The organism is Acidovorax sp. K2F (genome assembly GCF_025246485.1).
GTDB classification, from domain to species: Bacteria; Pseudomonadota; Gammaproteobacteria; order Burkholderiales; family Burkholderiaceae_C; genus Acidovorax; species Acidovorax delafieldii.
In genome coordinates, this window is the sequence record NZ_JAOBSQ010000025.1 from 18,912 (window position 1) to 43,629 (window position 24,718).

At 62.7% G+C, this 24,718-nt stretch carries 26 protein-coding genes; 20 read left to right on the forward strand and 6 right to left on the reverse strand.

Annotation, left to right across the window (positions count from 1 at the left end):
* Positions 1-134 precede the first annotated feature (134 nt).
* The gene (trxB, locus tag N4G42_RS07175) at positions 135-1,088 is read right to left on the reverse strand and encodes a thioredoxin-disulfide reductase (protein WP_056061042.1); all 954 of its coding nucleotides are present in this window, start codon (positions 1,086-1,088) and stop codon (positions 135-137) included.
* A 186-nt stretch (positions 1,089-1,274) separates the two neighbouring features.
* Between trxB and N4G42_RS07180 the strand changes: the two genes are divergently transcribed.
* From N4G42_RS07180 to N4G42_RS07230, 11 genes are all read left to right on the forward strand, one after another.
* A complete protein-coding gene (locus N4G42_RS07180) occupies positions 1,275-1,952 on the forward strand; it encodes a Crp/Fnr family transcriptional regulator (protein ID WP_108498114.1) in 678 nt (225 codons plus the stop codon).
* Between the two features lie 74 nt (positions 1,953-2,026).
* Positions 2,027-4,363 carry a DNA translocase FtsK gene (locus N4G42_RS07185; protein WP_260666698.1) on the forward strand — a complete coding sequence of 779 codons (2,337 nt, stop codon included), beginning with the start codon at positions 2,027-2,029 and terminating at the stop codon, positions 4,361-4,363.
* A gap of 44 nt (positions 4,364-4,407) precedes the next feature.
* Entirely contained in the window at positions 4,408-5,040 is a 633-nt protein-coding gene (gene lolA / locus N4G42_RS07190) for an outer membrane lipoprotein chaperone LolA (protein WP_260666699.1), read from the forward strand.
* Positions 5,041-5,136: 96 nt separating this feature from the next.
* Positions 5,137-6,492 carry a replication-associated recombination protein A gene (locus tag N4G42_RS07195; protein WP_260666700.1) on the forward strand — a complete coding sequence of 452 codons (1,356 nt, stop codon included), beginning with the start codon at positions 5,137-5,139 and terminating at the stop codon, positions 6,490-6,492.
* 364 nt (positions 6,493-6,856) lie between these two features.
* On the forward strand, positions 6,857-7,786 hold the full coding sequence (locus N4G42_RS07200; RefSeq protein WP_056061051.1) for a branched-chain amino acid ABC transporter permease: 930 nt from the start codon (positions 6,857-6,859) through the stop codon (positions 7,784-7,786).
* Between the two features lie 13 nt (positions 7,787-7,799).
* Positions 7,800-8,876 carry an ABC transporter permease subunit gene (locus N4G42_RS07205; RefSeq protein ID WP_056061055.1) on the forward strand — a complete coding sequence of 359 codons (1,077 nt, stop codon included), beginning with the start codon at positions 7,800-7,802 and terminating at the stop codon, positions 8,874-8,876.
* 20 nt (positions 8,877-8,896) lie between these two features.
* A complete protein-coding gene (locus N4G42_RS07210; protein WP_056061058.1) occupies positions 8,897-9,691 on the forward strand; it encodes an ABC transporter ATP-binding protein in 795 nt (264 codons plus the stop codon).
* Between the two features lie 2 nt (positions 9,692-9,693).
* A complete protein-coding gene (locus N4G42_RS07215; RefSeq protein WP_056061060.1) occupies positions 9,694-10,422 on the forward strand; it encodes an ABC transporter ATP-binding protein in 729 nt (242 codons plus the stop codon).
* A gap of 213 nt (positions 10,423-10,635) precedes the next feature.
* The gene (locus N4G42_RS07220) at positions 10,636-10,998 is read left to right on the forward strand and encodes a DMT family protein (protein WP_015013099.1); all 363 of its coding nucleotides are present in this window, start codon (positions 10,636-10,638) and stop codon (positions 10,996-10,998) included.
* A 178-nt stretch (positions 10,999-11,176) separates the two neighbouring features.
* A complete protein-coding gene (locus tag N4G42_RS07225) occupies positions 11,177-11,824 on the forward strand; it encodes a DUF47 domain-containing protein (RefSeq protein ID WP_055403060.1) in 648 nt (215 codons plus the stop codon).
* A 19-nt stretch (positions 11,825-11,843) separates the two neighbouring features.
* Positions 11,844-12,854: an inorganic phosphate transporter gene (locus N4G42_RS07230; protein ID WP_056747483.1), complete on the forward strand. Its 1,011-nt coding sequence runs from the start codon at positions 11,844-11,846 to the stop codon at positions 12,852-12,854.
* 117 nt (positions 12,855-12,971) lie between these two features.
* Here the strand turns inward: N4G42_RS07230 and N4G42_RS07235 are convergent, their stop codons facing one another.
* Positions 12,972-13,418, reverse strand: coding sequence for a TM2 domain-containing protein (locus N4G42_RS07235; protein ID WP_260666701.1), 447 nt, complete (start codon positions 13,416-13,418; stop codon positions 12,972-12,974).
* Between the two features lie 10 nt (positions 13,419-13,428).
* On the reverse strand, positions 13,429-13,950 hold the full coding sequence (locus N4G42_RS07240) for a GNAT family N-acetyltransferase (protein ID WP_056061071.1): 522 nt from the start codon (positions 13,948-13,950) through the stop codon (positions 13,429-13,431).
* 145 nt (positions 13,951-14,095) lie between these two features.
* Between N4G42_RS07240 and rpsP the strand changes: the two genes are divergently transcribed.
* From rpsP to N4G42_RS07270, 6 genes are all read left to right on the forward strand, one after another.
* Positions 14,096-14,347, forward strand: coding sequence for a 30S ribosomal protein S16 (gene rpsP, locus N4G42_RS07245; protein ID WP_015013104.1), 252 nt, complete (start codon positions 14,096-14,098; stop codon positions 14,345-14,347).
* A gap of 74 nt (positions 14,348-14,421) precedes the next feature.
* A complete protein-coding gene (gene rimM / locus N4G42_RS07250) occupies positions 14,422-14,994 on the forward strand; it encodes a ribosome maturation factor RimM (protein ID WP_116749217.1) in 573 nt (190 codons plus the stop codon).
* Positions 14,995-15,018: 24 nt separating this feature from the next.
* Positions 15,019-15,777 (forward strand): tRNA (guanosine(37)-N1)-methyltransferase TrmD, encoded by a 759-nt coding sequence (trmD, locus tag N4G42_RS07255; protein ID WP_056747486.1) that lies wholly within the window; start codon positions 15,019-15,021, stop codon positions 15,775-15,777.
* A 128-nt stretch (positions 15,778-15,905) separates the two neighbouring features.
* Positions 15,906-16,289: a 50S ribosomal protein L19 gene (rplS, locus tag N4G42_RS07260; protein WP_056061081.1), complete on the forward strand. Its 384-nt coding sequence runs from the start codon at positions 15,906-15,908 to the stop codon at positions 16,287-16,289.
* Positions 16,290-16,375: 86 nt separating this feature from the next.
* Positions 16,376-17,098, forward strand: coding sequence for a CoA pyrophosphatase (locus N4G42_RS07265; RefSeq protein ID WP_260666704.1), 723 nt, complete (start codon positions 16,376-16,378; stop codon positions 17,096-17,098).
* A 189-nt stretch (positions 17,099-17,287) separates the two neighbouring features.
* Positions 17,288-18,274: a CobD/CbiB family protein gene (locus N4G42_RS07270; protein WP_056747487.1), complete on the forward strand. Its 987-nt coding sequence runs from the start codon at positions 17,288-17,290 to the stop codon at positions 18,272-18,274.
* A 49-nt stretch (positions 18,275-18,323) separates the two neighbouring features.
* On the opposite strand, the gene rsgA is transcribed toward N4G42_RS07270, so the two are convergent.
* From rsgA to N4G42_RS07285, 3 genes are read right to left on the reverse strand one after another with little or no spacing between them, the layout of a single operon-like run.
* Positions 18,324-19,268 (reverse strand): ribosome small subunit-dependent GTPase A, encoded by a 945-nt coding sequence (gene rsgA / locus N4G42_RS07275; protein WP_108498109.1) that lies wholly within the window; start codon positions 19,266-19,268, stop codon positions 18,324-18,326.
* Positions 19,269-19,280: 12 nt separating this feature from the next.
* Positions 19,281-19,619, reverse strand: a complete 339-nt coding sequence (locus N4G42_RS07280; RefSeq protein ID WP_056747489.1) for a 4a-hydroxytetrahydrobiopterin dehydratase — start codon at positions 19,617-19,619, stop codon at positions 19,281-19,283.
* Positions 19,616-20,923, reverse strand: coding sequence for a M48 family metallopeptidase (locus N4G42_RS07285; protein WP_260666705.1), 1,308 nt, complete (start codon positions 20,921-20,923; stop codon positions 19,616-19,618). Before N4G42_RS07285 ends, N4G42_RS07280 begins: the two co-directional genes overlap by 4 nt.
* Before the next feature lie 37 nt (positions 20,924-20,960).
* Here N4G42_RS07285 and orn point away from each other — a divergent pair, with 37 nt between their 5' ends.
* The 3 genes from orn to N4G42_RS07300 form a co-directional block, all read left to right on the forward strand.
* A complete protein-coding gene (gene orn / locus N4G42_RS07290) occupies positions 20,961-21,554 on the forward strand; it encodes an oligoribonuclease (protein WP_056062110.1) in 594 nt (197 codons plus the stop codon).
* Between the two features lie 390 nt (positions 21,555-21,944).
* On the forward strand, positions 21,945-23,822 hold the full coding sequence (locus N4G42_RS07295) for a DEAD/DEAH box helicase (protein WP_260666706.1): 1,878 nt from the start codon (positions 21,945-21,947) through the stop codon (positions 23,820-23,822).
* Positions 23,823-23,965: 143 nt separating this feature from the next.
* A partial coding sequence (locus N4G42_RS07300; protein WP_260666707.1) for a PAS domain-containing protein occupies positions 23,966-24,718 on the forward strand: 753 nt, incomplete at its 3' end.

The following is a 24,718-nucleotide window of genomic DNA, read 5'->3' on the forward strand; positions in this document are numbered from 1 at the left end:
GTGTGCCCAGGTTGGCTTGCGGCCTCACCTCGCCAGAAAGGGTGGCGGTAACCCGATTTGCCTGTTTCGGAGGACCGCAAAAACGGGCCGAATTCAGCAAAGCCGCAGATTATAACCTGCAGCTCATTTTTTCATCAAGACTCTTGTTCAAGGAAGCGCTGGGCGTCCAGCGCGGCCATGCAGCCGGTGCCCGCGCTGGTGATGGCCTGGCGGTACACATGGTCCTGCACGTCGCCTGCGGCAAACACGCCGGGCACGCTGGTCTGTGTGGCAAAACCCTTGAGCCCACCCTGGGTGATGATGTATCCGTTTTCCATCTCCAGCTGGCCCTGGAAGATCTCGGTGTTGGGCGCGTGGCCGATGGCGATGAAGCAACCTTGCAGCTTGATGTCTTCCGTGCTGCCGTCCTTTGTACTCTTGATGCGGATACCGGTCACGCCCGTGTTGTCGCCCAGCACCTCGTCCAGAGTGTGGAACAGCTTGAGCTCGATCTTGCCCGCTGCCACTTTCTCGTTGAGCTTGTCCACCAGAATGGGTTCGGCCTTGAACTTGTCGCGGCGGTGCACCAGGGTGACCTTGCGGGCGATGTTCGACAGGTACAGCGCTTCCTCCACCGCCGTATTGCCGCCACCGACCACGCAGACATCCTGCTCGCGGTAGAAGAAGCCGTCACAGGTCGCGCAGCCGGACACGCCCTTGCCCATGAAGGCTTCTTCCGAAGGCAGGCCCAGGTATTTGGCCGATGCACCAGTGGCCAGAATCAATGCGTCGCAGGTGTAGGTACCGCTGTCGCCGGTGAGTGTGAAGGGCCGCTTGCTGAAATCGACCTTGTTGATGTGGTCGAAGATGATCTGGGTCTTGAAGCGTTCTGCGTGCTCCAGAAAACGCTGCATCAGCTCCGGTCCCTGCACGCCGTGCACGTCGGCAGGCCAGTTATCCACCTCGGTCGTGGTCATCAGCTGGCCACCCTGGGCCATGCCGGTGATCAGCACCGGGTTCAGGTTGGCGCGGGCGGCATAAACCGCTGCGGTGTAGCCCGCAGGGCCCGAGCCGAGGATCAGAACTTTCGCGTGTTGGGTGGTGGACATGGTAAAAGCCTGTGTTTTGCGCCCGCTACATGGGGCGCTGTTGGGAAAGCTGGGGGCTGAGCCGCCGAGTATCAACCGGCGTCCGCTCGCGAGAGTGGCCCCGTTTTCAATCACGGTGATTGTAAGAACCCATTGATAACCCGTTGCGGCTCCGGTTGGGTCGCACCCCTGAAAGGAGATGTTTGCATGTCCACGATGTTGTCCAACCTCGACCTGCTGCGCCGGGTACCTTTGTTTTCGCTGCTGACGGTGGCGCAGGCCGAGGTGATCAGCGGCGCAGTGATCAAACGCCGCTTCAAGCGGGGCGAGGCGCTGGTGGAGCAGGGGCAAAAGTCCAATGCCCTGTACATCCTGCTCACAGGGCGCGCCCGGGTCATGACCTCGGACAGCCGGGGGCGTGAGGTGATTCTTGCCACCCTCGCCCAGGGCGACTACCTGGGCGAGATGAGCATCATCGACAACGAACCCCACTCGGCCACTGTGCGTGCCGAGGTGCAGACCGACGTGCTGATGCTGGGGCGTGCGGAGTTTGCACGTTGTCTCACCGAGAACGCGTCCATGTCTTTGGTGGTGATGCGCGGGCTGGTCAAGCGGCTGCGCCATGCAGATCGCAAGATTGAGTCACTCGCGTTACTGGATGTGTACGGCCGGGTGGCCCATGCCTTGCTGGACTTTGCGGTGCCCGATGCGCAGGGGCAGCTGCTGATCAAGGACAAAATCTCCCGCCAGGACCTGGCCAAGATGGTGGGAGCTTCCCGCGAAATGGTCAGCCGCGTGATGAAAGACCTGGAGGAGCGCGGCTTCATCGAGGCGCTGCCCAGCGGGGCTACCCTGCTCAAGGACCGGCTGAACGCGCTGGGCTGAAATCCGGGGGGGCGGACCCTGCGACGGGTGGTGCGCCCGGCGCAACGCATGGGGTAAGCTCACCCCGCACGTTTATGACCTATTCCCTCAATACCCTGAATGCATCGGCGGCGGCCAAGTCGCCGCCCCGCACGGGCGCCGCCCGTTTTGGCCACGAAATCGCCCTGGTGGTGGGCTTGCTGGCCCTGGTTTTCTGGCTGCTGGCGCTGGTCAGCTATTCGGCCCAGGATGCGGCCTGGTCCACCTCGGGTGCCCGCGACGCGCGCTCCGTTGCCAACTGGGCGGGGCGCTTTGGCGCCTGGCTGGCCGATGGCAGCTACTTTGCGCTGGGGTTTTCAGTGTGGTGGTGCGTGGCGGCTGGCGTGCGGGCCTGGCTGTCGTCGCTGGCGCGCTGGATGCGCGGGGGCGAAGTGGTGGCAGGCGCCGCCAGCCCTCTGGTGCGCCGGGCCACGTTCTGGGGTGGACTGGTGGTGCTGATGTGTTCCAGCACGGCGCTGGAATGGTCGCGTTTGTACCGGTTTGAATCGTTCCTGCCTGGGCATGCGGGTGGCGTGCTGGGGTACCTGGTGGGGCCAGCTGGCGTGAAGTGGCTGGGATTTACGGGCTCCGGCTTGTTGGCGATCGTGCTGGCGGTGGCGGGGGCGGCGCTGGTGTTCCGCTTCTCGTGGGGCCATGTGGCGGAGTTTCTCGGAGGGCGCCTTGATGCGCTGGTACAGGCGCGCCTGGCAAAACGCGAGGTGGCCAAGGACGTCGCCGTGGGCCGCAAGGCAGCACGCGAGCGCGAAGTGGTGGTATTGGAGGAGCGCACCGAAAGCGAGGTGCATCACCCCGAGCCTGTGCAAATCATCGAGCCGATTCTGGTGGATGTGCCGCAGAGCACCCGTGTGGTGAAAGAGCGCCAGAAACCCCTGTTCACAGAGATGCCGGACAGCAAGCTGCCGCTGGTGGACCTGCTTGACGGACCCCTGCAGCGCCAGGAAACCGTGGCCCCCGAGACGCTGGAGATGACCAGCCGGCTCATCGAGAAAAAGCTGAAGGACTTTGGCGTGGAAGTGCGCGTGGTCGCGGCCATGCCCGGCCCGGTGATCACGCGCTACGAAATCGAACCCGCCACGGGCGTGAAGGGTTCGCAGATCGTGGGACTGGCCAAGGACCTGGCGCGCTCGCTCAGTTTGGTGTCGATCCGCGTGGTGGAGACCATTCCCGGCAAGAACTACATGGCGCTGGAACTGCCCAACGCCAAGCGGCAGTCCATCCGCCTGTCCGAAGTCCTGGGATCGCAGGTCTACCATGAGGCCAAGAGCATGCTCACCATGGGCCTGGGCAAGGACATCGTGGGCAACCCGGTGGTGGCCGACCTGGCCAAGATGCCGCACGTGCTGGTGGCGGGTACCACGGGCTCTGGCAAGTCGGTGGGGATCAACGCGATGATCCTCTCGCTGCTGTACAAGGCCGAGGCGCGCGATGTGCGTCTGTTGATGATCGACCCCAAGATGCTGGAAATGTCGGTCTACGAAGGCATTCCGCACCTGCTGGCGCCCGTGGTCACCGACATGAAGCAGGCGGCGCATGGCCTGAACTGGTGCGTGGCCGAGATGGAGCGGCGGTACAAGCTCATGTCCAAGCTGGGCGTTCGCAACCTGGCGGGCTACAACGCCAAGATCGACGAGGCCAAGGCCAAGGAAGAGTTCATCTACAACCCCTTCAGCCTCACGCCCGAAGAGCCAGAACCGTTGCAGCGCCTGCCGCACATCGTGGTCATCATCGACGAGCTGGCCGACCTGATGATGGTCGTGGGCAAGAAGATCGAAGAACTGATCGCCCGCCTGGCGCAAAAGGCGCGCGCGGCCGGCATTCACTTGATCCTGGCCACCCAGCGCCCCAGCGTGGATGTGATCACCGGCCTGATCAAGGCCAACATCCCCACCCGCATCGCGTTCTCGGTGGGCTCCAAGATCGACAGCCGCACCATCCTCGACCAGATGGGCGCCGAGGCGCTGTTGGGCATGGGCGACATGCTCTACATGGCCAGCGGCACCGGCCTGCCGATCCGGGTGCATGGCGCCTTCGTGTCGGACGAAGAAGTACACCGTGTCGTCAGTTACCTCAAGGAACAAGGGGAGCCGGACTACATAGAAGGCGTGCTCGAAGGTGGAACTGTGGATGGCGAGGGTGATCTGTCAGGGGAGGGCGGTGGTGGCGAAGGGGGCGAGAAGGACCCCATGTACGACCAGGCCGTCGAAGTGGTGCTCAAAGACCGCAAGGCCAGCATCTCTTACGTGCAGCGCAAGCTGCGCATTGGCTACAACCGCTCGGCGCGGCTGCTGGAAGACATGGAGAAGGCTGGACTCGTCAGTGGCCTGACCACCAGCGGCCAGCGTGAAGTGCTGGTACCCAACCGCAGCGAATGATCGGCCGGACCGCAAGGCCGGACCCTACCCCACAGGAGTTTCTGTTGAAAAAGATCGCTACTGCAATTTTGATAGCTGCTGCGGCAAGCATGGCTAGCGCTGACGGGCTGAAAAGCCTGGAATCCTTCATGAAGGGCACGCAGACGGGCAAGGCCGACTTCACCCAGACTGTGACCTCGCCCCCCAAGGACGGCCAGACCACGCGCACCAAGACATCGAGCGGCAGCTTTGAGTTCCAGCGCCCCGGGCGCTTCAAGTTCGTCTACAAAAAACCTTTTGAGCAGACCATCGTGGCTGACGGCCAGACTTTGTGGCTGTACGACGTGGACCTGAATCAGGTCACGCAGCGCTCGCAGTCCCAGGCGCTGGGTAGCACGCCCGCTGCGCTGCTGGCGTCCGCGCCGGACCTGTCGGCGCTGAAGGCCGAGTTCACGCTGGAGGCCTCGCCGGATGCGGATGGCCTGCAATGGGTGCTGGCCAGCCCCAGGACCAAGGACGGCCAGCTCAAGAGCGTGCGTGTGGGCTTTGCGGGCGAGCAGCTGGCGGCCCTGGACATTCTGGACAGCTTTGGCCAGCGCTCGCTGATTCGCTTTACCGGTATGCAGGCCAATGCGGCGCTGCCTGCCAGCACGTTCCAGTTCAAGCCTCCGGCAGGGGCTGATGTGGTGAAGCAGTAGTTTCTGCTCTTGAAATAATAGCTGCCAACGCATGATTTTTGGGCGCTAGAACCCAATTTGGCTTGAAAATCAGCGTACTGTAGACAGGATACGAACATGGCAGCACGCGGTGCCTCCGCCCCTTCTCCGGCACACCCCTCCACCCACCAGCCCCTGGCAGAACGTCTGCGGCCCCGCACGCTGGGCGAGGTGATTGGGCAGCAGCACGTGCTGGGCCCGGGCATGCCGCTGCGCCTGGCCTTCGAGTCAGGCCGGCCGCACAGCTGCATCCTGTGGGGCCCCCCTGGAGTGGGCAAGACCACCATTGCGCGCCTGATGGCTGATGCGTTCGATGCGCAGTTCATCAGCATCAGCGCCGTGTTGGGCGGGGTCAAGGACATTCGCGAGGCGGTGGAGCAGGCCCAGGCCGCGCGCGATGGGTTGATGCAGCAGCGCACCATCGTGTTTGTGGACGAGGTGCACCGCTTCAACAAGAGTCAGCAAGACGCGTTCTTGCCACACGTTGAATCAGGCCTGTTCACCTTCATTGGCGCCACCACCGAGAACCCTTCGTTTGAGGTGAATTCCGCGCTGCTGTCGCGAGCGGCGGTCTACGTGCTGCAGCCGCTGTCTGAGCAAGATTTGAAGCAGATTGTGGCCCTGGCGCAGGAGGAAGATGCGCTGCCTGCTATCGAAGGTGTAGCAATCGACCGCCTGGTGGCCTATGCCGATGGCGACGCGCGCCGCCTGCTCAACACGCTCGAAACCCTGGCCATGGCGGCTGCGCAGGAGAAGCTTTCCGAGATCACCGATGCCTGGCTGCTCAAGGTGCTGGGCGAGCGCATGCGCCGCTACGACAAGGGCGGCGAGCAGTTCTACGACACCATCAGCGCGTTGCACAAATCGGTGCGGGGCTCTGACCCCGACGCTGCGTTGTACTGGCTGGTGCGCATGCTCGACGGCGGTGCTGACCCCCGCTACATGGCGCGCCGGCTGGTGCGCATGGCAGCCGAGGACGTGGGCCTGGCTGACCCGCGCGCATTGCGTCTGGCACTGGACGCGAGCGAGGTGTACGAGCGCCTGGGCAGCCCTGAGGGCGAGCTGGCGCTGGCCGAATGCGTGGTGTACCTGGCGGTGGCGCCCAAGTCCAACGCGGTCTACAAGGCCTACAACGCGGCGCGGGCCTGGGTCAAACAGGATGGCACACGCCCGGTGCCCATGCACCTGCGCAATGCGCCCACCAAGTTGATGAAAGAGCTCGACTACGGCAAGGGCTACCGCTACGCCCACGATGAAGAGGGTGGCTTTGCGGCGGGGGAGAACTATCTGCCCGAAGGCATGCCAGAGCCCGGCTTCTACCAGCCCGTGGAGCGGGGCCTCGAAATCAAGATTGCCCTGAAGCTGCGTGAGCTGCGCGAACGCAATGCCGCAGCAGCCACGCCAGGCCTCCAGGATTCAGATACCGCCTCCTGATCGCGGGGGTGGGGGCTGGTCGGTGGGGCGAGGTGGCCGCGCATGTCCTGCGGCAGGCCCAAGGTGCTGCGCAGCCTGCTTTATGCCGATTCTGCATGATCAAGGTAATAAGTTTGCACATCAATTATCTTGCGTGCATCAAAATTCCTTATGCAGTGCGTGGCGCGCTGATGTGACCAAAACCCGAGGGAAAACCCCGCCCGGCTTGGATTGGGGCGGTTGTGACTACTCGCTACAATCCCGTCCACAAACCCGCACAGCTGCATTCCTGGCGGGTTTTTTGCTAGATGGCAGTCGGGCCCACAAGGCTGTACCGATTCCGGTGCCAAAGCGGTGGGTACGTCACAAACGAAGGACTTCTCTTATGGACATTTTGCTGCAACAGATCATCAACGGTCTGGTACTCGGCAGCATGTACGCCTTGATAGCCTTGGGCTACACGATGGTGTACGGCATTATTCAACTCATCAATTTCGCCCATGGCGAGGTGCTCATGATCGGCGCCCTCACCAGCTGGAGCTGTATTGGAATGATGCAGGCTGCCATGCCCGGCGCGCCGGGTTGGGTCATCCTGCTGCTGGCCACGCTCATCGCCTGCGTGGTCGCTGCCACGCTCAACTTCGTGATCGAAAAGGTGGCCTACAAGCCACTGCGCACCAGCCCCCGTCTTGCCCCCCTGATCACTGCCATCGGCATGTCGATCCTGCTGCAGACGCTGGCCATGATCATCTGGAAGCCCAACTACAAGCCCTATCCCACGCTGCTGCCCAGCACGCCGTTCCAGTTGGGGGGTGCCTACATCACTCCCACCCAGATCCTGATCCTGGGGGTGACGGCGGTTGCCCTGGCTTCGCTGGTCTATCTGGTCAACCACACCAACCTGGGCCGCGCCATGCGCGCCACGGCGGAGAACCCCCGCGTGGCCTCCCTGATGGGCGTGAAGCCCGACATGGTGATCTCGGCCACCTTCATCATCGGCGCCATCTTGGCGGCCATCGCCGGCATCATGTATGCCTCCAACTACGGCACGGCGCAGCACACCATGGGCTTCCTGCCGGGGCTCAAGGCCTTCACGGCGGCGGTGTTCGGCGGTATCGGCAATCTGGCCGGTGCGGTGGTGGGCGGCATCCTGCTGGGCCTCATCGAAGCCATCGGCTCCGGCTACATCGGCACGCTCACGGGCGGTTTGCTGGGCAGCCACTACACCGACATCTTTGCGTTCATCGTGCTCATCATCATCCTGACGCTGCGCCCCTCGGGCCTGTTGGGTGAGCGTGTGGCCGATCGCGCCTGAGGAGCCTCACACCATGAAGAACACCAAAACCAATTGGATCATCGGCGCCGTCGCGCTGCTGGTGCTGCCGCTGATTCTGCAATCCTTCGGCAACGCCTGGGTGCGTATCGCCGACCTGGCCCTGCTGTACGTGCTGCTGGCCCTGGGCCTGAACATCGTGGTGGGCTACGCCGGCCTGCTGGACCTGGGCTACGTGGCGTTCTACGCCGTGGGCGCCTACCTGTTTGCCTTGATGGCTTCGCCGCACCTGGCGGACAACTTTGCGGCGTTTGCCGCCATGTTCCCCAACGGGCTGCATACCTCGCTGTGGATCGTGATACCGGTGGCGGCGTTGTTAGCGGCGTTCTTTGGCGCCATGCTGGGGGCGCCCACGCTGAAGCTGCGCGGTGACTACCTGGCCATCGTGACGCTGGGCTTCGGCGAAATCATCCGCATCTTCCTGAACAACCTGGACCACCCGGTCAACCTGACCAACGGCCCCAAGGGCCTGGGCCAGATCGACTCGGTCAAGATCTTTGGCCTGGACCTGGGCAAGCGACTGGAGGTGTTCGGTTTCGACATCAATTCCGTCACCCTGTACTACTACCTGTTCCTGACCCTGGTGGTGGTGTCCATCATCATCTGCTACCGCCTGCAGGACTCGCGTATCGGCCGCGCCTGGATGGCCATCCGTGAAGATGAAATCGCTGCCAAGGCGATGGGCATCAACACCCGCAACATGAAGCTGCTGGCCTTCGGCATGGGGGCTTCGTTCGGCGGCGTGTCGGGTGCGATGTTCGGTGCGTTCCAGGGCTTTGTGTCGCCCGAGTCGTTCAGCCTGATGGAGTCGGTCATGATCGTCGCCATGGTGGTGCTGGGCGGTATCGGCCACATTCCTGGCGTGATCCTGGGCGCCGTGCTGCTGTCGGCCCTGCCCGAAGTGCTGCGCTATGTGGCAGGCCCTCTGCAGGCCATGACGGACGGTCGCCTGGACTCCGCCATCCTGCGCCAGCTGCTGATCGCGCTGGCCATGATCATCATCATGCTGATGCGTCCCCGTGGTCTGTGGCCTGCGCCCGACCATGGCAAGAGCCTCACGCAGAAGACCTGAACACCGCAGAAAGTTAGAACATGGCAGAGAACATTCAGAAATCAGCCAGCGACGTGGTGCTGCGGGTTGCGGGCATTTCCAAGCGCTTCGGCGGCCTGCAAGCCCTCTCCGACGTGGGCATCACCATTGAGCGAGGCCAGGTGTATGGCCTGATTGGCCCGAACGGCGCAGGCAAGACCACGTTCTTCAACGTGATCACCGGCCTGTACACCCCCGACAGCGGTACCTTTGAACTGGCTGGCAAGCCTTACGAGCCGACGGCCGTGCACGAAGTGGCCAAGGCAGGCATTGCGCGCACCTTCCAGAACATCCGCCTGTTTGCAGAAATGACGGCACTGGAAAACGTGATGGTGGGCCGCCACATCCGTACCAAGTCTGGCCTGCTGGGCGCTGTGCTGCGCACCAAGGGCTTCAAGGAAGAAGAGCTGGCCATCGCCAAGCGCGCACAGGAACTGCTCGACTACGTGGGCATTGGCAAGTTTGCCGACTACAAGGCGCGCACTTTGAGCTATGGCGACCAGCGCCGCCTGGAGATCGCCCGGGCCCTGGCCACCGATCCGCAACTGATTGCGCTGGACGAGCCCGCCGCCGGCATGAACGCCACCGAGAAGGTGCTGCTGCGCGAGCTGATCGACCGCATCCGCAAAGACAACCGCACCATCTTGCTCATCGAGCACGACGTGAAGCTGGTGATGGGCCTGTGCGACCGTGTGACGGTGCTCGACTATGGCAAGCAGATCGCCGAAGGCAACCCTGCCGAAGTGCAGAAGAACGAAAAAGTGATTGAGGCCTATCTGGGCACCGGAGGACATTGAGAATGGCCGAAAAATCCAACAAGGTACTGCTGCAGGTCAAGGGCCTGAAAGTGGCCTACGGCGGTATCCAGGCCGTGAAGGGCGTGGACTTCGAAGTGCGTGAAGGCGAGCTGGTCTCGCTGATCGGCTCCAACGGTGCGGGCAAGACCACCACCATGAAGGCCATCACTGGCACCCTGGCCATGAACGACGGCGACATCGAGTACCTGGGCGAAAGCATCAAGGGCAAGGGCGCCTGGGACCTAGTGAAGAAGGGCCTGGTGATGGTGCCGGAAGGCCGTGGCGTGTTTGCGCGCATGACCATCACCGAAAACCTGCAAATGGGCGCCTACACGCGCTCCGACAAGGCCGGCATCCTGGCTGACATCGAGAAGATGTTCACCATTTTCCCGCGCCTGCGCGAGCGCAAGGACCAGCTGGCCGGCACCATGTCGGGCGGTGAGCAGCAGATGCTGGCGATGGGCCGAGCGCTGATGAGCCAGCCCAAGGTGCTGCTGCTGGACGAGCCCTCGATGGGCCTGTCCCCCATCATGGTGGACAAGATCTTTGAGGTGGTGCGCGACGTGTACGCGCTGGGCGTGACCATCGTGCTGGTCGAGCAGAACGCCAGCCGCGCGCTGGCGATTGCCGACCGCGGCTACGTGATGGAGTCTGGCCTGATCACCATGTCGGGCCCTGGCCAGCAGTTGCTCAACGACCCCAAGGTGCGCGCTGCCTACCTGGGCGAATAAGCGACCGCAAGCCTGCGCGCCGCTGGTGTGGTGCGGCGGCTGTCCAGCAAGGCACTCCCTCGGGAGTGCCTTTTTTTGTGTCTGTTGGTGGGGGTGGTGTTGCAGTAATTTGCTATTAAAAATATAGCTGACAAGGTATGTAACACCAGCGCAATCGATCGGTTTTGTTCATAATCGGCCGCTTCGTTCACTTCCCCAGCCTGCCGCTCCACCATGAACGCGCTCCAATCCCTGCCTATTTCTTTGCAAACGGTATTGCTGCTCACTGCCAGCAATATCTTCATGACCTTTGCGTGGTACGGCCACCTGAAGAACCTGGCGTCTTCGCCGTGGTATGTCGCGGCCCTCGTCAGCTGGGGTATCGCGCTGTTTGAATACCTGTTGCAGGTGCCGGCCAACCGCATTGGCTTCACCCAGTTCAACGTGGGGCAGCTCAAGATCATGCAAGAGGTCATCACGCTGGGCGTGTTTGTGCCCTTCGCCGTGTTCTACATGGGGCAACCCCTGAAGTGGGACTACCTCTGGGCGGGGTTGTGCCTGGTGGGGGCGGTGTATTTCATCTTTCGGGGCGCCTGAAGACACAAAGCCTGAACGGCCAGCGTGTCGCCGCCCTCGGCACCGTGCGCATGACTGCATGAGGCAGTGGCATCAGTCCCTGCAGGGCGCACGGTTAAACTCGCCGGGTCACGAAAGCGTCATGGTTTTGTCATGGCGCGGCCTTTTCTCACTATTCGTTCCCGATCCAGGAGTCTCCATGCTGTTTGCCAAGCTGTTGCCACGCGAAGGCAATTTTTTCGAAATGTTCAACCAGCATGCGGACCGCATCGTCGAGGCGGCCCGGGCCTTCTCGCAACTGGTGGCCAACTACAGCGACCCGCACCTGCGCGACAAGTACAACCAAGACGTGGACAACGCCGAGCGTGCCGCCGACCGTGTGACGCACGAGGTGAACAAGGCCATCCACAAGACCTTCATCACCCCCATCGACCGTGAGCAGATCCACACGCTGATCAACACCATGGACGATGTGGCCGACCTGATCCAGGACTCGGCTGAAACCATGGCGCTGTACGACGTGCGGCACATGACGGAAGAAATCACCCGCCTCACGGACCTGAGCCTCAAGTGCTGCGAGCGCCTGCGCGATGCCGTCAAGCTGCTCGACAAGATCGCCGACCCGGCCGTTGCCGAGGCCGCGCTCAAGACCTGCGAGGAGATCGACAAGCTCGAATCCGACGCCGACCGCGTGATGCGCAGCGCCATGAGCAAGCTGTTCCGCGAGGAGCCCGATGTCCGCGAGGTGATCAAGCTCAAGGCCATCTACGAACTGCTGGAGACGATCACCGACAAGTGCGAGGACGTGGCCAACTGCATCGAGGGCATCGTCCTCGAGAACTCCTGATCCGCGCAGGCTGACCAGTATGGAAACCGTACAGACGGCCCTCTGGGTTGTGGTTCTGCTTGTGGCCCTGGCAATCCTGTTCGACTTCATGAACGGGTTCCATGACGCGGCCAATTCGATCGCCACGGTGGTCTCCACCGGCGTGCTCAAGCCCGCGCAGGCGGTGCTGTTTGCCGCCTTCTTCAACTTTGTGGCGATTTTTGTCTTTCACCTGAGCGTGGCAGCGACGGTGGGCAAGGGCATCGTGCAGCCCGGCATTGTGGACACGCACGTGGTGTTTGGCGCCCTGGTGGGCGCGATCACCTGGAACGTGATCACCTGGTACTACGGCATCCCCAGCAGCTCCTCGCACGCCCTCATCGGCGGCATTGTGGGCGCTGTGATTGCCAAGGCTGGCGCGGGCGCGCTGATCTCGGCGGGCATCCTTAAGACCGTGGCGTTCATCTTTGTCTCGCCGCTGCTAGGTTTTGCGCTGGGCTCGCTCATGATGGTGGCCGTGGCCTGGATCTTCAGGCGCACGCGCCCGAGCAAGGTGGACAAGTGGTTCCGCCGGTTGCAGCTGGTATCTGCCGGCGCCTACAGCTTGGGGCACGGCGGCAATGATGCGCAAAAGACCATCGGCATCATCTGGCTGCTGCTGATTGCCACGGGGTATTCGTCGGCGTCTGACGCCTCGCCACCCACCTGGGCCATCATCAGCTGCTACGTGGCCATCGGCCTGGGCACCATGTTTGGCGGCTGGCGCATCGTCAAAACCATGGGCCAGAAGATCACCAAGCTCAAGCCGGTGGGCGGTTTCTGCGCCGAAACGGGCGGGGCGCTGACCTTGTTCCTGGCCACCACGCTGGGCATTCCGGTGTCCACCACGCACACCATCACGGGCGCCATCGTCGGTGTAGGCTCCACCCAGCGCGCCAGCGCCGTGCGCTGGGGCGTTGCCGGCAACATCATCTGGGCGTGGATTCTGACCATCCCGGCGAGCGCCTTTGTGGCCGCCGTCGCCTACTGGATCAGCCTGCAGCTGTTCTGATGGCGGAGTTGCCGTGAATGCTATTGAATAGATAGCATTCAAGGCAATCAACACTAGCGCATACGCCCCATTGAGTGTGAATTTGATGGGGCGTTTGCATTGGCGCCTGCCAGCGGATCACTGCGAGATCTTGCGCGCTTCCTCGATCTGGTACTCAAAGTACCGCTGGAAACTGAATGCCAGGCTGGCCATCAGTACGGTTGTCCCGATCAGCAGGGACACCACGATGGCGCCCACGGTGATCCATTGCGTCCTGCCCGGCGCGGCGTCCGGTGCGGCGCTGGGGTTGTAGCGCGCATTCCATGCCTCGGGTGTCATCAGCGCGTACAGGATGGCACGCAGCGCACAGGCGGCAATCGTGAAGCCCAGCAGCGGTATCAGTACCCAGCTGTAGTGGTCGTCCTGGCCGAGTTGCTGCACCCGCTGAATGCCATAGATGCCCAGCGCCGTGGGGATGGGCAACAACCAGCCGAGCATGTCGGACAGGCCATGAAGGTAAAAGCGGTGCAGGCCCAGGGGTCCTCCGATGAAGGCGAGCCAGGCGGCTACGGTTTTGTTTTTCATGGGTGCCGCGCTATTCGGGAGAGGTGGTGTCGCCCGCGCCCAGCGTCTTTTCCATGAGCACGATGTCGCGCCAGGCGCCGAACTTCCAGCCCACCGAGCGCATGATGCCCACATCGGTGAAGCCCAGGGCCCGGTGCACGCCGATCGAGCCTGCGTTGGCAGAGTCTCCAATCACCGCCAGCAGCTTGCGCACGCCAGCCGCTTCGGCCTGTACCGCCAGCTCGGCCAGCAGCTTGCGGCCCAGGCCCATGCCGCGGGCTTGGTCGGCCACGTAGATCGAGTCTTCGGCCGAGAAGCGGTAGGCCGGGCGGGGCTTGAACCAGTTGGCATAGGCAAAGCCCAGCACTTGACCGTCTTTCTCCGCAACCAGCCAGGGCAGGCCACGCGCCAGCACGTCAGCGCGGCGGCTTGCCATGTCGGCTTCGGAGGGGGGATCTATCTCGAAGGTGCCCGTGCCGTGGAGCACATGGTGTTGGTAAATGGCCGTGATGGCAGGAATATCGCTGTCAGTGCTGGGGCGGATAGAGGGCATTTTGGGGAAATGGATATAATCGCAGGCTTTGCAGCGTGTCGCTGGCCGGGTGGCCATGTCGCGTGTCTCAAGCGTTGCGAATATGGTTGCGAACACTGTGGCTTACGGCAAATGTTGCCGGAGTTCACCACCCGAAGGATAAATCATGGTCGTCATTCGACTCTCCCGCGGCGGCTCCAAGGGCCGTCCTTTCTTCAACATCGTCGTTGCTGACAAGCGCGTGCGCCGTGATGGCCGCTTCATCGAGCGCATCGGCTTCTACAACCCCACCGCCAAGGAATCTGAAGAAGGCCTGCGCATCGTGCAAGACCGTCTGGCTTACTGGGTGGGCGTTGGCGCCCAGTCCTCCCCCACGGTGGACCGCCTGATCAAGCAAGCCGCCAAGAAGGCTGCTTAAAGCTCCCTGAAAAGGGCGGGTTCCGTCGGCTGGTCTGGCGGAACCCGCCCTTTTCTCATTCTGGACTCACTGCCATGGCCACCACACCGTTGACCCTCGAACCCGCAGAACTGCCTGCCGACGCCGTTGAAGTGGGGCGCATCGCAGATGCCTGGGGCATCAAGGGCTGGTTCAAGGTGCTGTCGCACAGCAGCAATCCCGAGGCGCTTTTTTCGTCCAAACGCTGGTATTTGCAGCCCTCCGAGCGTGGTGCCAAGACCTTCAGCGGCACCGTGCTTCTGCCCATCCGCCAGGCCAAGGATCATTCGGACTCCGTGGTGGCCTGGGCGCAGGGCATTGATGACCGCAATGGTGCAGAGGCGTTGCGCGGTGCGCGGATTTTTGTGCCGCGATCCAGTTTTCCATCCACCTCCGAAGACGAGTACTACTGGGTCGATCTGATCGGTCTGTCGGTCTTCAACCGTGAAGGTGTGGCGCTGGGCGAGGTGCGCGAGTTGATGTCCACCGGTCCCCAGACCGTGCTGGTGCTGGCCTATGAGCAGGACGGCAAGGCACAGGAGCGCATGATTCCGTTTGTCTCGGCTTTCGTGGACAAGGTGGATCTGGCTGAAAAACGCATCACTGTGGACTGGCAGCCCGACTACTGACCGCGCCGTCACGAGCCGCGCCCTATGCGCTTTGACATCATCACCCTCTTTCCCGAGCTGTTCGCGCCCTTCCTGGCGAGCGGTGTGACCCGGCGCGCCTATGCCAGTGGCCAGGTCGATGTGCGCCTGTGGAACCCGCGCGACTACGCCGACGGCAACTACCGCCGGGTGGATGACCGCCCGTTTGGCGGTGGCCCGGGCATGGTGATGATGGCCGAGCCCCTGGCGCGGTGCCTTGCGGCCATCCGGGCAGAGCGTGGTGAGCCCGAGGGCGGCGAGGCGCCGCTGGTTCTTTTTTCCCCCATTGGCGAGTCGCTGAACCACGCCGCCGTGGAGCGCTGGTCTGCCAGCGAGGGGGCCGTGTTGCTGTGTGGACGCTATGAAGGCATAGACCAGCGGTTCATTGACACCCATGTGAATGTTCAGATGAGCCTGGGCGACTTCGTGCTCTCGGGCGGCGAGATTGCTGCCATGGCGCTGCTGGACGCCGTGGCGCGCCTGCAGCCCGGGGTGCTCAACGATGAGGGCAGCCACCAGCTCGACAGCTTCAATCCCGCGCTCGATGGCTTGCTGGACTGCCCGCATTACACGCGGCCCGAAGAGTGGGCAGGGCAGCAGGTGCCAGCGGCCCTCATGTCGGGTCACCATGCGCAGATCGAGCGCTGGCGGCGTGATCAGCGCCTGGCCACCACGGCCCGCCACCGGCCTGATCTCATTGATGCCGCGCGCAAAGCGGGGCGTTTGGCACCCGCCGATGAAGCCGTATTGGCCAAGCTCGGCTGAATTGCTATAATCAAAGGCTTTTCGATCCTCTGGCCGGCCGTTTTGACTGGGAGTTCTCCCGCAAAACACTGAGACGTCAATCCCGACGCAGCCATTTTTGGCGCGGACAAGATCACTAGGAAACTCACATGAACCTGATCCAGACCCTGGAAGCGGAAGAAATTGCCCGCTTGAACAAGACCATCCCCGAATTCGCCCCTGGTGACACCGTCATCGTGAGCGTGAACGTGGTGGAAGGTACCCGCAAGCGCGTGCAGGCTTACGAAGGCGTGGTGATTGCCAAGCGCAATCGTGGCCTGAACAGCGGCTTCACCGTGCGCAAGATCTCCAGCGGCGAAGGCGTGGAGCGTACGTTCCAGACCTACAGCCCGCTGATTGCCAGCATCGAAGTCAAGCGCCGCGGTGATGTGCGCCGTGCCAAGCTGTATTACCTGCGTGACCGCAGCGGCAAGTCGGCGCGTATCAAGGAAAAGCTGCCTTCGCGCGTCAAGGCTGCTGCTACCGCCGCTTAATTCAAGCAAGGCGAGGGCCTGTCCTGACAAGCCGCTACAGCATCTGCCTGTAGCGGCTTTTTTTTGGTCCGTGGAACCTGCTTTTTGTGAACCCTTCTTCTCCTCCTGCTGTCTCCTCGGTCATTGCGCCTCTGTCGAGCCTGCCCGACTTTGACCCTCGCACGGTGCCGGTGGTCGGGGTGGATGCGCACCTGCCCGCCGTGCCCCTGGCTGTGCAGACGCCCGATGCGCTGCGTGCGCGTTTTGCACAGCCACCCCGGTGGGAGCCGGAGGTGGTGCTGGAAAAGAAGTTCATGAACCGCGAGCCAGCCCACGCGTCCGTGTTGCTGGCGATCGTGTTGCGCGAGCAACCCATGGTGCTGTTGACGGAGCGCACCGCACATCTGTCCACCCATTCCGGGCAGGTGGCCTTCCCGGGCGGGCGGGCTGATCCGGAAGACGCCAGTGCTGCTGAAACCGCCTTGCGCGAAGCGCAGGAGGAGGTGGGCCTGGACCGTGAATTTGTCGAGGTACTGGGGACCTTGCCCACCTACGTGACCGGCTCGTCATTCATCATCACCCCGGTGGTCGCCCTTGTGCAGCCGGACTGTGTGCTTCGGCCCAACCCGTATGAGGTGGCCGACCTGTTTGAGGTACCGCTGGCCTTTTTGCTCGACCCAGCTCACCATCGCCGCCATGTGTTTGACCGTGATGGCGTGCACCGCGAATGGTTCTCCATGCCCTACCAGCAAGGCGACAAGACCCATTTCATCTGGGGCGCCACGGCTGGCATGCTGCGCAATTTCTACCGGTTCATGATGGCTGAATGAAGCACCCCTGAGGCGCTTCGCGCGGACGCACCCGGTGTGTGGCAGCGCGACCCCTCACGTGGGGCTCTGGCTTCGGCCATGTGGGCTTTGAGGGCTGCGGGTGGGGTCCCCGCTTCATTGGAGGATGTGTTGCTGAGGTTCGGCGGAATCACGTGCTCCCGTGGCTTGGCGCCAGTATCATTGCCCCCCATGAGTTTCTTTGCCATCCTGTTCGCTCTGCTGATCGAGCAGGCACGCCCTCTGGCTCGCAGCAATCCCATCCACGCGGGGCTGCGTGCATGGGCCTTGTCCGTGAGCCGCAATTTCGACGCGGGCAAATCGCACCACGGGTGGGTGGCGTGGAGCCTCGCGGTACTCGTTCCCGCACTGGTCACACTGGGCATCCACTGGCTGCTGCTGTGGGGTCTCGGCTGGCCGTTTGCGGTGCTCTGGAGCGTGGCGGTGCTATATGTCACGCTGGGTTTTCGGCAGTTCAGCCACCACTTCACCGGCATCCGCGATGCGCTGGAAGAGGGTGACGAAGACGCGGCGCGCGAGCGCCTCGCGCACTGGCAACAGGTGGATGTGGGCGCGCTGCCGCGCAGCGAGATCGTGCGCCATGTGATCGAGTATTCGGTGCTGGCTGCGCACCGGCATGTATTTGGGGTGTTGGCGTGGTTCTCGGTGCTGGCTGCGCTGGGTCTGGGGCCGACGGGGGCGGTGTTGTATCGCCTGGCTGAATTTGTCTCTCGCTACTGGCATTACAAGCAGCGCACGGGCGCATTGCCCGCCAGCGAGTCCTTGCAGCAGGCGTCCGCCCAGGCCTGGACTGCCATCGACTGGTTGCCTGCGCGGCTCACGGCTCTGAGCTTTGCGGTTGTCGGCAGTTTTGAAGAAGCGATTGAAGGCTGGCGTTTTCATGCGCAGCGGTTTCCCAACGACAACGATGGTGTGGTTCTTGCCGCCACTGCAGGGGCCATCAATGTGCGCCTGGGCGGTGAGGCGTTGAAGGCGCGCACCGAGCTGCATGCGCCACAGGGTCTGGAGATTGATGCCGACATGGGTGACAGCGACTCCACCCCCGGCCGCGAGCCTGAAGTAGGCCACCTTCGTAGCGTGGTGGGCCTGGTGTGGCGCTCGGTGGTGGTCTGGATGCTGCTGCTGGCGCTGCTGACGCTGGCCCGGTTGCTCGGCTAGCCCGTTCACCTGTCGCGCCATCTCGCGTGGCGCCGCTGGCATACGCCGGTCAATACCGGGTGTGACTCAGCTCTTCAAATAAATCGCTATATATTTTGTAGCGAGAAGGGCTTATTCCTCCAGCGCTTTGGCCCTTTTTGACTGCATCCAGCACACCGCACCCCGGCTCATGCAGGTGGGTGCAGTTGTAGAACTTGCAGGCCGTTGCATGCTCGGCGATGTCGGGCATACAGGCCGCCAGCTGCATGGGGGCGATATGGTGCAGCCCGAATTCCTGGAACCCTGGCGAGTCGATCAGTGCCGTGGTGCGCGCCGCATCCATCCAGTACCAGTGGGTGCTGGTGGTGGTGTGTTTGCCTGAATTCAGGGCCTGCGAGATTTCTCCGGTGAGCACCGAGGCGCCCGGCACCAGCAGGTTGATCAGCGTGCTCTTGCCGGACCCCGACGGGCCCAGCACCAGCGTGGTCTTGCCCTGCAAGTGTTCCATGAGCAGGGCGCGGTCCACATCGCTGGACAGCGCCAGAGATAGCGGCAGCACGCCATAGTGTTTGCCTGCGCCCATGTGCCGGTACGGCAGCAGTCGCTCCCATGCGCGGGCGAAGGGTTCGACCAGATCACTCTTGTTGAGTGCAATGACGGGTTTGATGCCCTCCGCCTCTGCAGCAATCAGTGCCCGTGATAGCTGGCTTTCGGAGAACACCGGTTCCGCCGCAATCAGGATAAGCACCTGATCGAGGTTGGCGGCGAAAGATTTGGTGCGAATCTCGTCCTGTCGGTAGAACAGGTTGCGCCGTTCCTTGACCTTTTCGATGGTGCCTTCTTCGCCTTGCCCGGGCGGCGGTGCCTGCCATAGCACATGATCGCCAACGACGGCCTGGCTTTTTTTACCGCGGGGGTGGCAGATGCGGCGCTCCCCATCCGGGGTCTCGACCATGCAGTGGCGCCCATGGCTGGCCACCACGGTACCTTCCATGAGGGCGCTGCGTTCAGCCATGGTGGGCCTGCCTCACAGTGCGACCAGTGCGTCGAACTGGGTGGCGCACTCGAAGTCGGTGCTGGAGATGCCATGCACGTCGTGCGTGTTCAGTCGCACCACGCAGCGGTTGTAGTGCACCGACAGATCGGGGTGGTGGTCTTGCGCATTGGCGATGAACGCCAATGCGTTCACGAACGAGATCGTCTCGTAGTAGTTGGCGAAGTGGTAGGTCTTCTCGATGGCGACGTTGGCGCCGTCGCCACTGAGGCTCCAGCCCTCCAGTTTGGCCAGGTTTGCTACTATTTCTGTAGCTGTCAGGGCGCGGCGGGTCAGCGTGGACCAGTCTTTTTTCTTCAACATGGTAGTCATGGGTGAGCAAGGGTTTGCATGCGCGCCAGCCGTTCTGTGGCGGGTGGATGCGAGTAGTAAAATTTCACGTAGACCGGGTCTGGAGTGAGCGTGGAGGCGTTGTCTTCGTACAGCTTGAGCAAGGCCGACGACAGGTCTGCGCCGCTGGCCTGGGCCGCGGCATACGCGTCCGCCTGGAACTCATGGCGACGCGATTGTTGCGAAAACAGCGGCGAGATGAAGAAGGTAAATACCGGAACGACCAGCATGAAAAGCAGCAGTGCCAGCGCATCATTGGGTGCGGCGGCCATGGCCGGGTCCAGCGAGATGTTGGGCCGCACACCCAGACCGGTGTAGAACCAGACCTGTGTGGAAAGCCAGCCCAGCAGCGCAAAGCCCGCCAGGCTGAGCGCAAACATCATCACGATGCGCTGGATGATGTGGCGGTGCTTGAAGTGGCCCAGCTCATGGGCCAGCACAGCTTCGACCTCGCCAGGTGCCAGCTGGCGCAGCAGGGTGTCGTAGAACACCACGCGCTTGGCGGCACCAAAGCCTGTGAAATAGGCATTGGCGTGTGCGCTGCGGCGGCTCCCGTCCATCACGAACAGGCCCTTGGCCGAGAAGCCGCAACGCTGCATCAGCGCAGTCACGCGGGCTTTGAGCGACTCGTCTTCAAGCGGCTGGAATTTGTTGAACAACGGTGCGATGAAGGTGGGGTAAATCACCATCAGCAGCAGGTTGAAACCCATCCAGAAGCACCAGGCCCACAGCCACCACAGCGGGCCTGCAGCGCCCATCAGCCAGAGGATCAGTGCGGCAATGGGCAGCCCGATGATGGCGCCCACCAGCAGGCCCTTGAGGGCGTCCGCCAGCCACAGGCGCCAGGTCATCTTGTTGAACCCAAACCGTTCTTCCACAACAAACGTCTGGTACAGCGACAGGGGCAGGTCGATCAGGCCGCTGATGGCAGCAAAGGCGACCAGGAATGCCATCTGCTGCCACATGCCGCCGCCCAGCACGCCAAGCAGCGCCTGGTTCAGTGCGTCCAGGCCGCCCAGCAAGGTCCAGCCCAGCAGCACGGCCGCGCCCAGCGCCATCTCCAGCATGCCCAGCCGGGCCTTGGTGATGGTGTAGTCGGCCGCCTTCTGGTGCGCCGCCAGGGCGATGCGCTCGGCAAACGGTACCGGGACCGCAGCGCGATGGCGTGCAACATGCCGGACCTGGCGCGTCGCCAGCCAGAACTTGAGGGCCAGGCCCAGCAGCAGCGCGGCTGCAAAGGCCAGGGTGAACAGCAAAGAGGGGGAAATGTCTTCAGAGGTGGGCATGTGCGGCGAGTTTAGGCCATCGGCGACAATGCGCGCCATGTCAGAAGCCAACAACCCCACCCCTGCCACGCTTGCCAAATCCGACCAGAACCTGGTCTGGCTGGACTGTGAAATGACCGGCTTGGAGCCCGACACCGACCGCCTGCTGGAGATCGCTGTGGTCGTGACCGGTCCGAGCCTGGAACCCCGCGTCGAAGGCCCCGTTTTTGCCATTCACCAGCCGGATGAATTGCTGAACAAGATGGATGCCTGGAACAAAGGCACGCACGGCCGCAGCGGCCTGATCGACAAGGTGAAGGCGTCCACGGTGACGGAGGAGGAAGCGGAACAGAAGATCCTTGCTTTCCTGGCCCAGTACGTGCCCAAGGGCACTGCGCCCATGTGCGGCAACAGCATCGGTCAGGACCGGCGTTTTTTGGTGCGTTACATGCCCAAGCTCGAGCGGTTCTTTCACTACCGCAATGTGGATGTGAGCACGCTCAAGGAGCTGGCCAAGCGCTGGAAGCCCGAGGCATACACCAGCTTCAAGAAAGCGCAAAAACACACGGCCTTGGCCGATGTCCACGAGTCCATCGACGAGCTGGCGCATTACCGTCAGCACCTGTTGGCCGTGGATGTGAAAACGTCTTGAGCCACTGCTTCTCATCCCTTTTGTGAGGGGCGTGGGAGCCCTGGTGAGATCCGCGCCTTTGGCGCGCGTGTTTTGCGACGGCGCGGGACTGGATTCCTGGCGGAGAAGGCATTGCCACTGGCGAAAAGCAAAGGAGGGTATTGCGGGCAAACCCTTAATCGTGCAATAATCGCTGGCTGCGCAGGAATCCCTCGCAGATTGTGCATCTCCCCTCACACACCGGGCTTGCCAGCCGACTGTCACCAGACAGTGCAGGACTGGCGAATAACGCCCACCCGCTCCGGCCTTCTCTGAGCCAGCGCAGGTTTCGTTTGATGGTTGATGTTTTTTAACCATTTGACGAAGCCAATCGTGGGCTGCGCCCGCGACCGTCTTCGTGAGAGAAAAATCATGACCGACACCTCTTTGGTGCAGGGCGAATTCGCGCCTGCAGACACTTCCTTTGCTGCCGACATTTCCGTGCAGTCTTCTCCCCTGGACGCCGTGGTATCAGCCGTCGAAGCCGATGCTGCTGTGACCGCTGAGCCCAATGGCTTCATCGAGCTGGGCCTGGCCCCTGAACTCGTGCAAGCCGTGGCTGATCTGGGTTACACCCAGCCCACCAGCGTGCAGCTCAAGGCGATCCCTCTGGCGATGGGCGGTGGCAACGACTCCACCAAGTTCATCGACCTCATGGTCTCCAGCCAGACGGGCAGCGGCAAGACCGCCGCCTTCCTCCTGCCTGTGCTGCACACACTGATCAACCAGCAAGCTGCTGCCGAAGCCGAAGAGCGCGCCGCTTTTGAACGCGCCGTGGCCGAAGCCGCTGCCCGTGGCGAACCTGCTCCCAAGCGCGCCAAACGCAAGGACCCTACCAGTTCGCGCAACTTCAAGGCTGCCACCCCTGGTGCCCTGATCCTGTGCCCGACCCGTGAACTGGCGCAGCAAGTCGCGCACGATGCCATCGACCTGGTCAAGCATTGCCGTGGCCTGCGTGTGGCCAACGTGGTGGGTGGCATGCCTTACCAGTTGCAGATCGCCAAACTGCAAAACGCTGACCTCGTGGTGGCGACCCCTGGCCGCCTGCTGGACCTGCAGCGCTCGATGCAAATCAAGCTCGACAAGGTGCAGTTCCTGGTCGTTGACGAAGCGGACCGTATGCTCGACCTGGGCTTCTCGGATGACCTGGCTGAACTGAACCAGCTGACTGTGCAGCGCAAGCAGACCATGATGTTCAGCGCCACATTTGCGCCCCGCATCCAGCAACTGGCCATGCGTGTGATGCACGACGGTGGTTCGTCTGTGCAGAAGGTGACCATCGATTCTCCGCAAGAGAAGCACGCCAACATCAAGCAAGTTCTGTACTGGGCCGACAATGCCCAGCACAAGCGCAAGATGCTGGACCACTGGCTGCGCGACACCACGATCAACCAAGCCATTGTCTTTGCCAGCACCCAGGTGGAGTGCGACGGTTTGGCCAACGACCTGCAGCAAGAAGGCTTCTCGGCCGTCGCGTTGCACGGCGCCCTGAGCCAGGGCCTGCGCAACCGCCGTTTGATGGCGTTGCGCGCTGGTCAGGTGCAGATTCTGGTGGCTACTGACGTGGCAGCACGGGGCATCGACGTGCCTACCATCACCCACGTGTTCAACTTCGGCCTGCCCATGAAGGCTGAGGATTACACCCACCGCATCGGTCGTACCGGCCGTGCGGGCCGCGATGGCCTGGCCATCACGTTTGCCGAGTTCCGCGATCGCCGCAAGATCTACGACATTGAGTCGTACAGCCGCCAGCAGTTCAAGGCCGAAGTGATTCCGGGCATGGAGCCTTCGCAGCGCGCTCCGCAGGCACCTCGCGGTGGCGATTTTGGTGGTGGCCGTGGCGCCCCGGGCCGTTCGTATGACAACCGTGATAACCAGTCGCGCGGTCGCTTCGGTGGTCCCGCACGTGGTGGCAATGATCGTGGTGGATTCGGTGGTGGCTTTGGCGGCGGCTTTGCTGGTCGTGACAACCGTGGCGCCCCTGCCCGTGGTGAAGGCGGCGGTTTCGCTGGCCGTGATGACCGTGGCGGCGACCGTGGTTTTGCGCCGCGTCGTGACGGTGACGGTTATGGCCGCAAGCCTGGTTTTGGTGATACAGGCCGTGGTGGCTTTGCTCCTCGTGGCGATGCGGGTGCACCGCGCGGCGATTTCGCTCCTCGCAAGCCTGCATTTGCCAAGCCTGCCGGTGGTGGTGGCAAGCCCTTTGTGGCCCACGAAGCCCGCAAGCGTCCTGCACGCCCCGCGCGCTGATTGTTGATCGCTGTGTGGCGCTAGCGCCGTCCCTAGTGCAAAGGCCAGTACCGCAAGGTGCTGGCCTTTTTTCATTGGGGAGGCCATTTCAGCTGCGGTTGCCAACGGCGCCTCGTCAATAATGGCCGCCGGAGGAATCTGCTGTGTCGTCTTCTTTATCTTCGGGTGCGGACTTTGAGCACATGTTCGGGCTGGCGCCAGTGTCGCTCTGGTTGGAGGACTACAGTGCGCTCAAGCAGCTTTTTGAGCAGTGGCGCGCCGAAGGCGTGACCGACATCCGCCAGTTCCTGGCAGAGGACCCGGCCCGCCTGCGGGCCTGCAGTGCCGCCCTCAAAGTGCTCAAGGTGAATCAGCGCACGCTGGATCTGTTTGCCGCCGAGAGCCAGCAGGTCCTGGAAGCCAACCTGGACAAGGTGTTTCGGGACGACATGCACGACGCGGTGGCGCATGAGCTGTCGCAGTTGTGGGATGGGCAACTGGAGTTTTCCAACCAGACCGTGAACTACGCGCTCGACGGTCGACGGCTGGATGTGCAGATCCGTGCGCGCATCCTGCCCGGTTACGAGGACAACTGGAGCCGTGTGTTGGTGTCACTGGAGGATGTGACGGCCACCGTGCGCGCAGGGGCGGAGCTACGCCGCAGCGAGCGCTACGCTCGCGACCTGTTCGAACATTCGCCCGTGTCCTTGTGGGTGGAGGACTTCAGCGCGGTCAAGAGCCTGCTCGATGGTGTGCGTGCGCAGGGCATTGACGATTTCAAAACATTCATTCGGGTGCATCCCGAGTTCGTGACACGTTGCATGCACGAAATCCGGGTGATTGACGTGAACCAGCAGACCCTGCGCATGTTCGGCGCAGAGAGCAAGGAGATGCTGCTGAACAACATTGGCAGGGTG

Bases quoted from the DNA above. Each gene is read 5' to 3' on its own strand.
- orn (WP_056062110.1), top strand. From the start codon at position 20,961: ATGTCAGAAGCCAACAACCCCACCCCTGCCACGCTTGCCAAATCCGAC.
- N4G42_RS07285 (WP_260666705.1), bottom strand. From the start codon at position 20,923: ATGCCCACCTCTGAAGACATTTCCCCCTCTTTGCTGTTCACCCTGGCC.
- rimM (WP_116749217.1), top strand. From the start codon at position 14,422: ATGGCCACCACACCGTTGACCCTCGAACCCGCAGAACTGCCTGCCGAC.
- N4G42_RS07195 (WP_260666700.1), top strand. From the start codon at position 5,137: ATGGCAGCACGCGGTGCCTCCGCCCCTTCTCCGGCACACCCCTCCACC.
- N4G42_RS07270 (WP_056747487.1), top strand. From the start codon at position 17,288: ATGAGTTTCTTTGCCATCCTGTTCGCTCTGCTGATCGAGCAGGCACGC.
- N4G42_RS07210 (WP_056061058.1), top strand. From the start codon at position 8,897: ATGGCAGAGAACATTCAGAAATCAGCCAGCGACGTGGTGCTGCGGGTT.
- N4G42_RS07225 (WP_055403060.1), top strand. From the start codon at position 11,177: ATGCTGTTTGCCAAGCTGTTGCCACGCGAAGGCAATTTTTTCGAAATG.
- N4G42_RS07200 (WP_056061051.1), top strand. From the start codon at position 6,857: ATGGACATTTTGCTGCAACAGATCATCAACGGTCTGGTACTCGGCAGC.
- N4G42_RS07215 (WP_056061060.1), top strand. From the start codon at position 9,694: ATGGCCGAAAAATCCAACAAGGTACTGCTGCAGGTCAAGGGCCTGAAA.
- N4G42_RS07280 (WP_056747489.1), bottom strand. From the start codon at position 19,619: ATGACTACCATGTTGAAGAAAAAAGACTGGTCCACGCTGACCCGCCGC.
- N4G42_RS07205 (WP_056061055.1), top strand. From the start codon at position 7,800: ATGAAGAACACCAAAACCAATTGGATCATCGGCGCCGTCGCGCTGCTG.
- N4G42_RS07235 (WP_260666701.1), bottom strand. From the start codon at position 13,418: ATGAAAAACAAAACCGTAGCCGCCTGGCTCGCCTTCATCGGAGGACCC.
- trxB (WP_056061042.1), bottom strand. From the start codon at position 1,088: ATGTCCACCACCCAACACGCGAAAGTTCTGATCCTCGGCTCGGGCCCT.
- N4G42_RS07240 (WP_056061071.1), bottom strand. From the start codon at position 13,950: ATGCCCTCTATCCGCCCCAGCACTGACAGCGATATTCCTGCCATCACG.
- N4G42_RS07220 (WP_015013099.1), top strand. From the start codon at position 10,636: ATGAACGCGCTCCAATCCCTGCCTATTTCTTTGCAAACGGTATTGCTG.
- trmD (WP_056747486.1), top strand. From the start codon at position 15,019: ATGCGCTTTGACATCATCACCCTCTTTCCCGAGCTGTTCGCGCCCTTC.
- N4G42_RS07230 (WP_056747483.1), top strand. From the start codon at position 11,844: ATGGAAACCGTACAGACGGCCCTCTGGGTTGTGGTTCTGCTTGTGGCC.
- N4G42_RS07295 (WP_260666706.1), top strand. From the start codon at position 21,945: ATGACCGACACCTCTTTGGTGCAGGGCGAATTCGCGCCTGCAGACACT.
- rsgA (WP_108498109.1), bottom strand. From the start codon at position 19,268: ATGGCTGAACGCAGCGCCCTCATGGAAGGTACCGTGGTGGCCAGCCAT.
- N4G42_RS07185 (WP_260666698.1), top strand. From the start codon at position 2,027: ATGACCTATTCCCTCAATACCCTGAATGCATCGGCGGCGGCCAAGTCG.
- N4G42_RS07180 (WP_108498114.1), top strand. From the start codon at position 1,275: ATGTCCACGATGTTGTCCAACCTCGACCTGCTGCGCCGGGTACCTTTG.
- rplS (WP_056061081.1), top strand. From the start codon at position 15,906: ATGAACCTGATCCAGACCCTGGAAGCGGAAGAAATTGCCCGCTTGAAC.
- rpsP (WP_015013104.1), top strand. From the start codon at position 14,096: ATGGTCGTCATTCGACTCTCCCGCGGCGGCTCCAAGGGCCGTCCTTTC.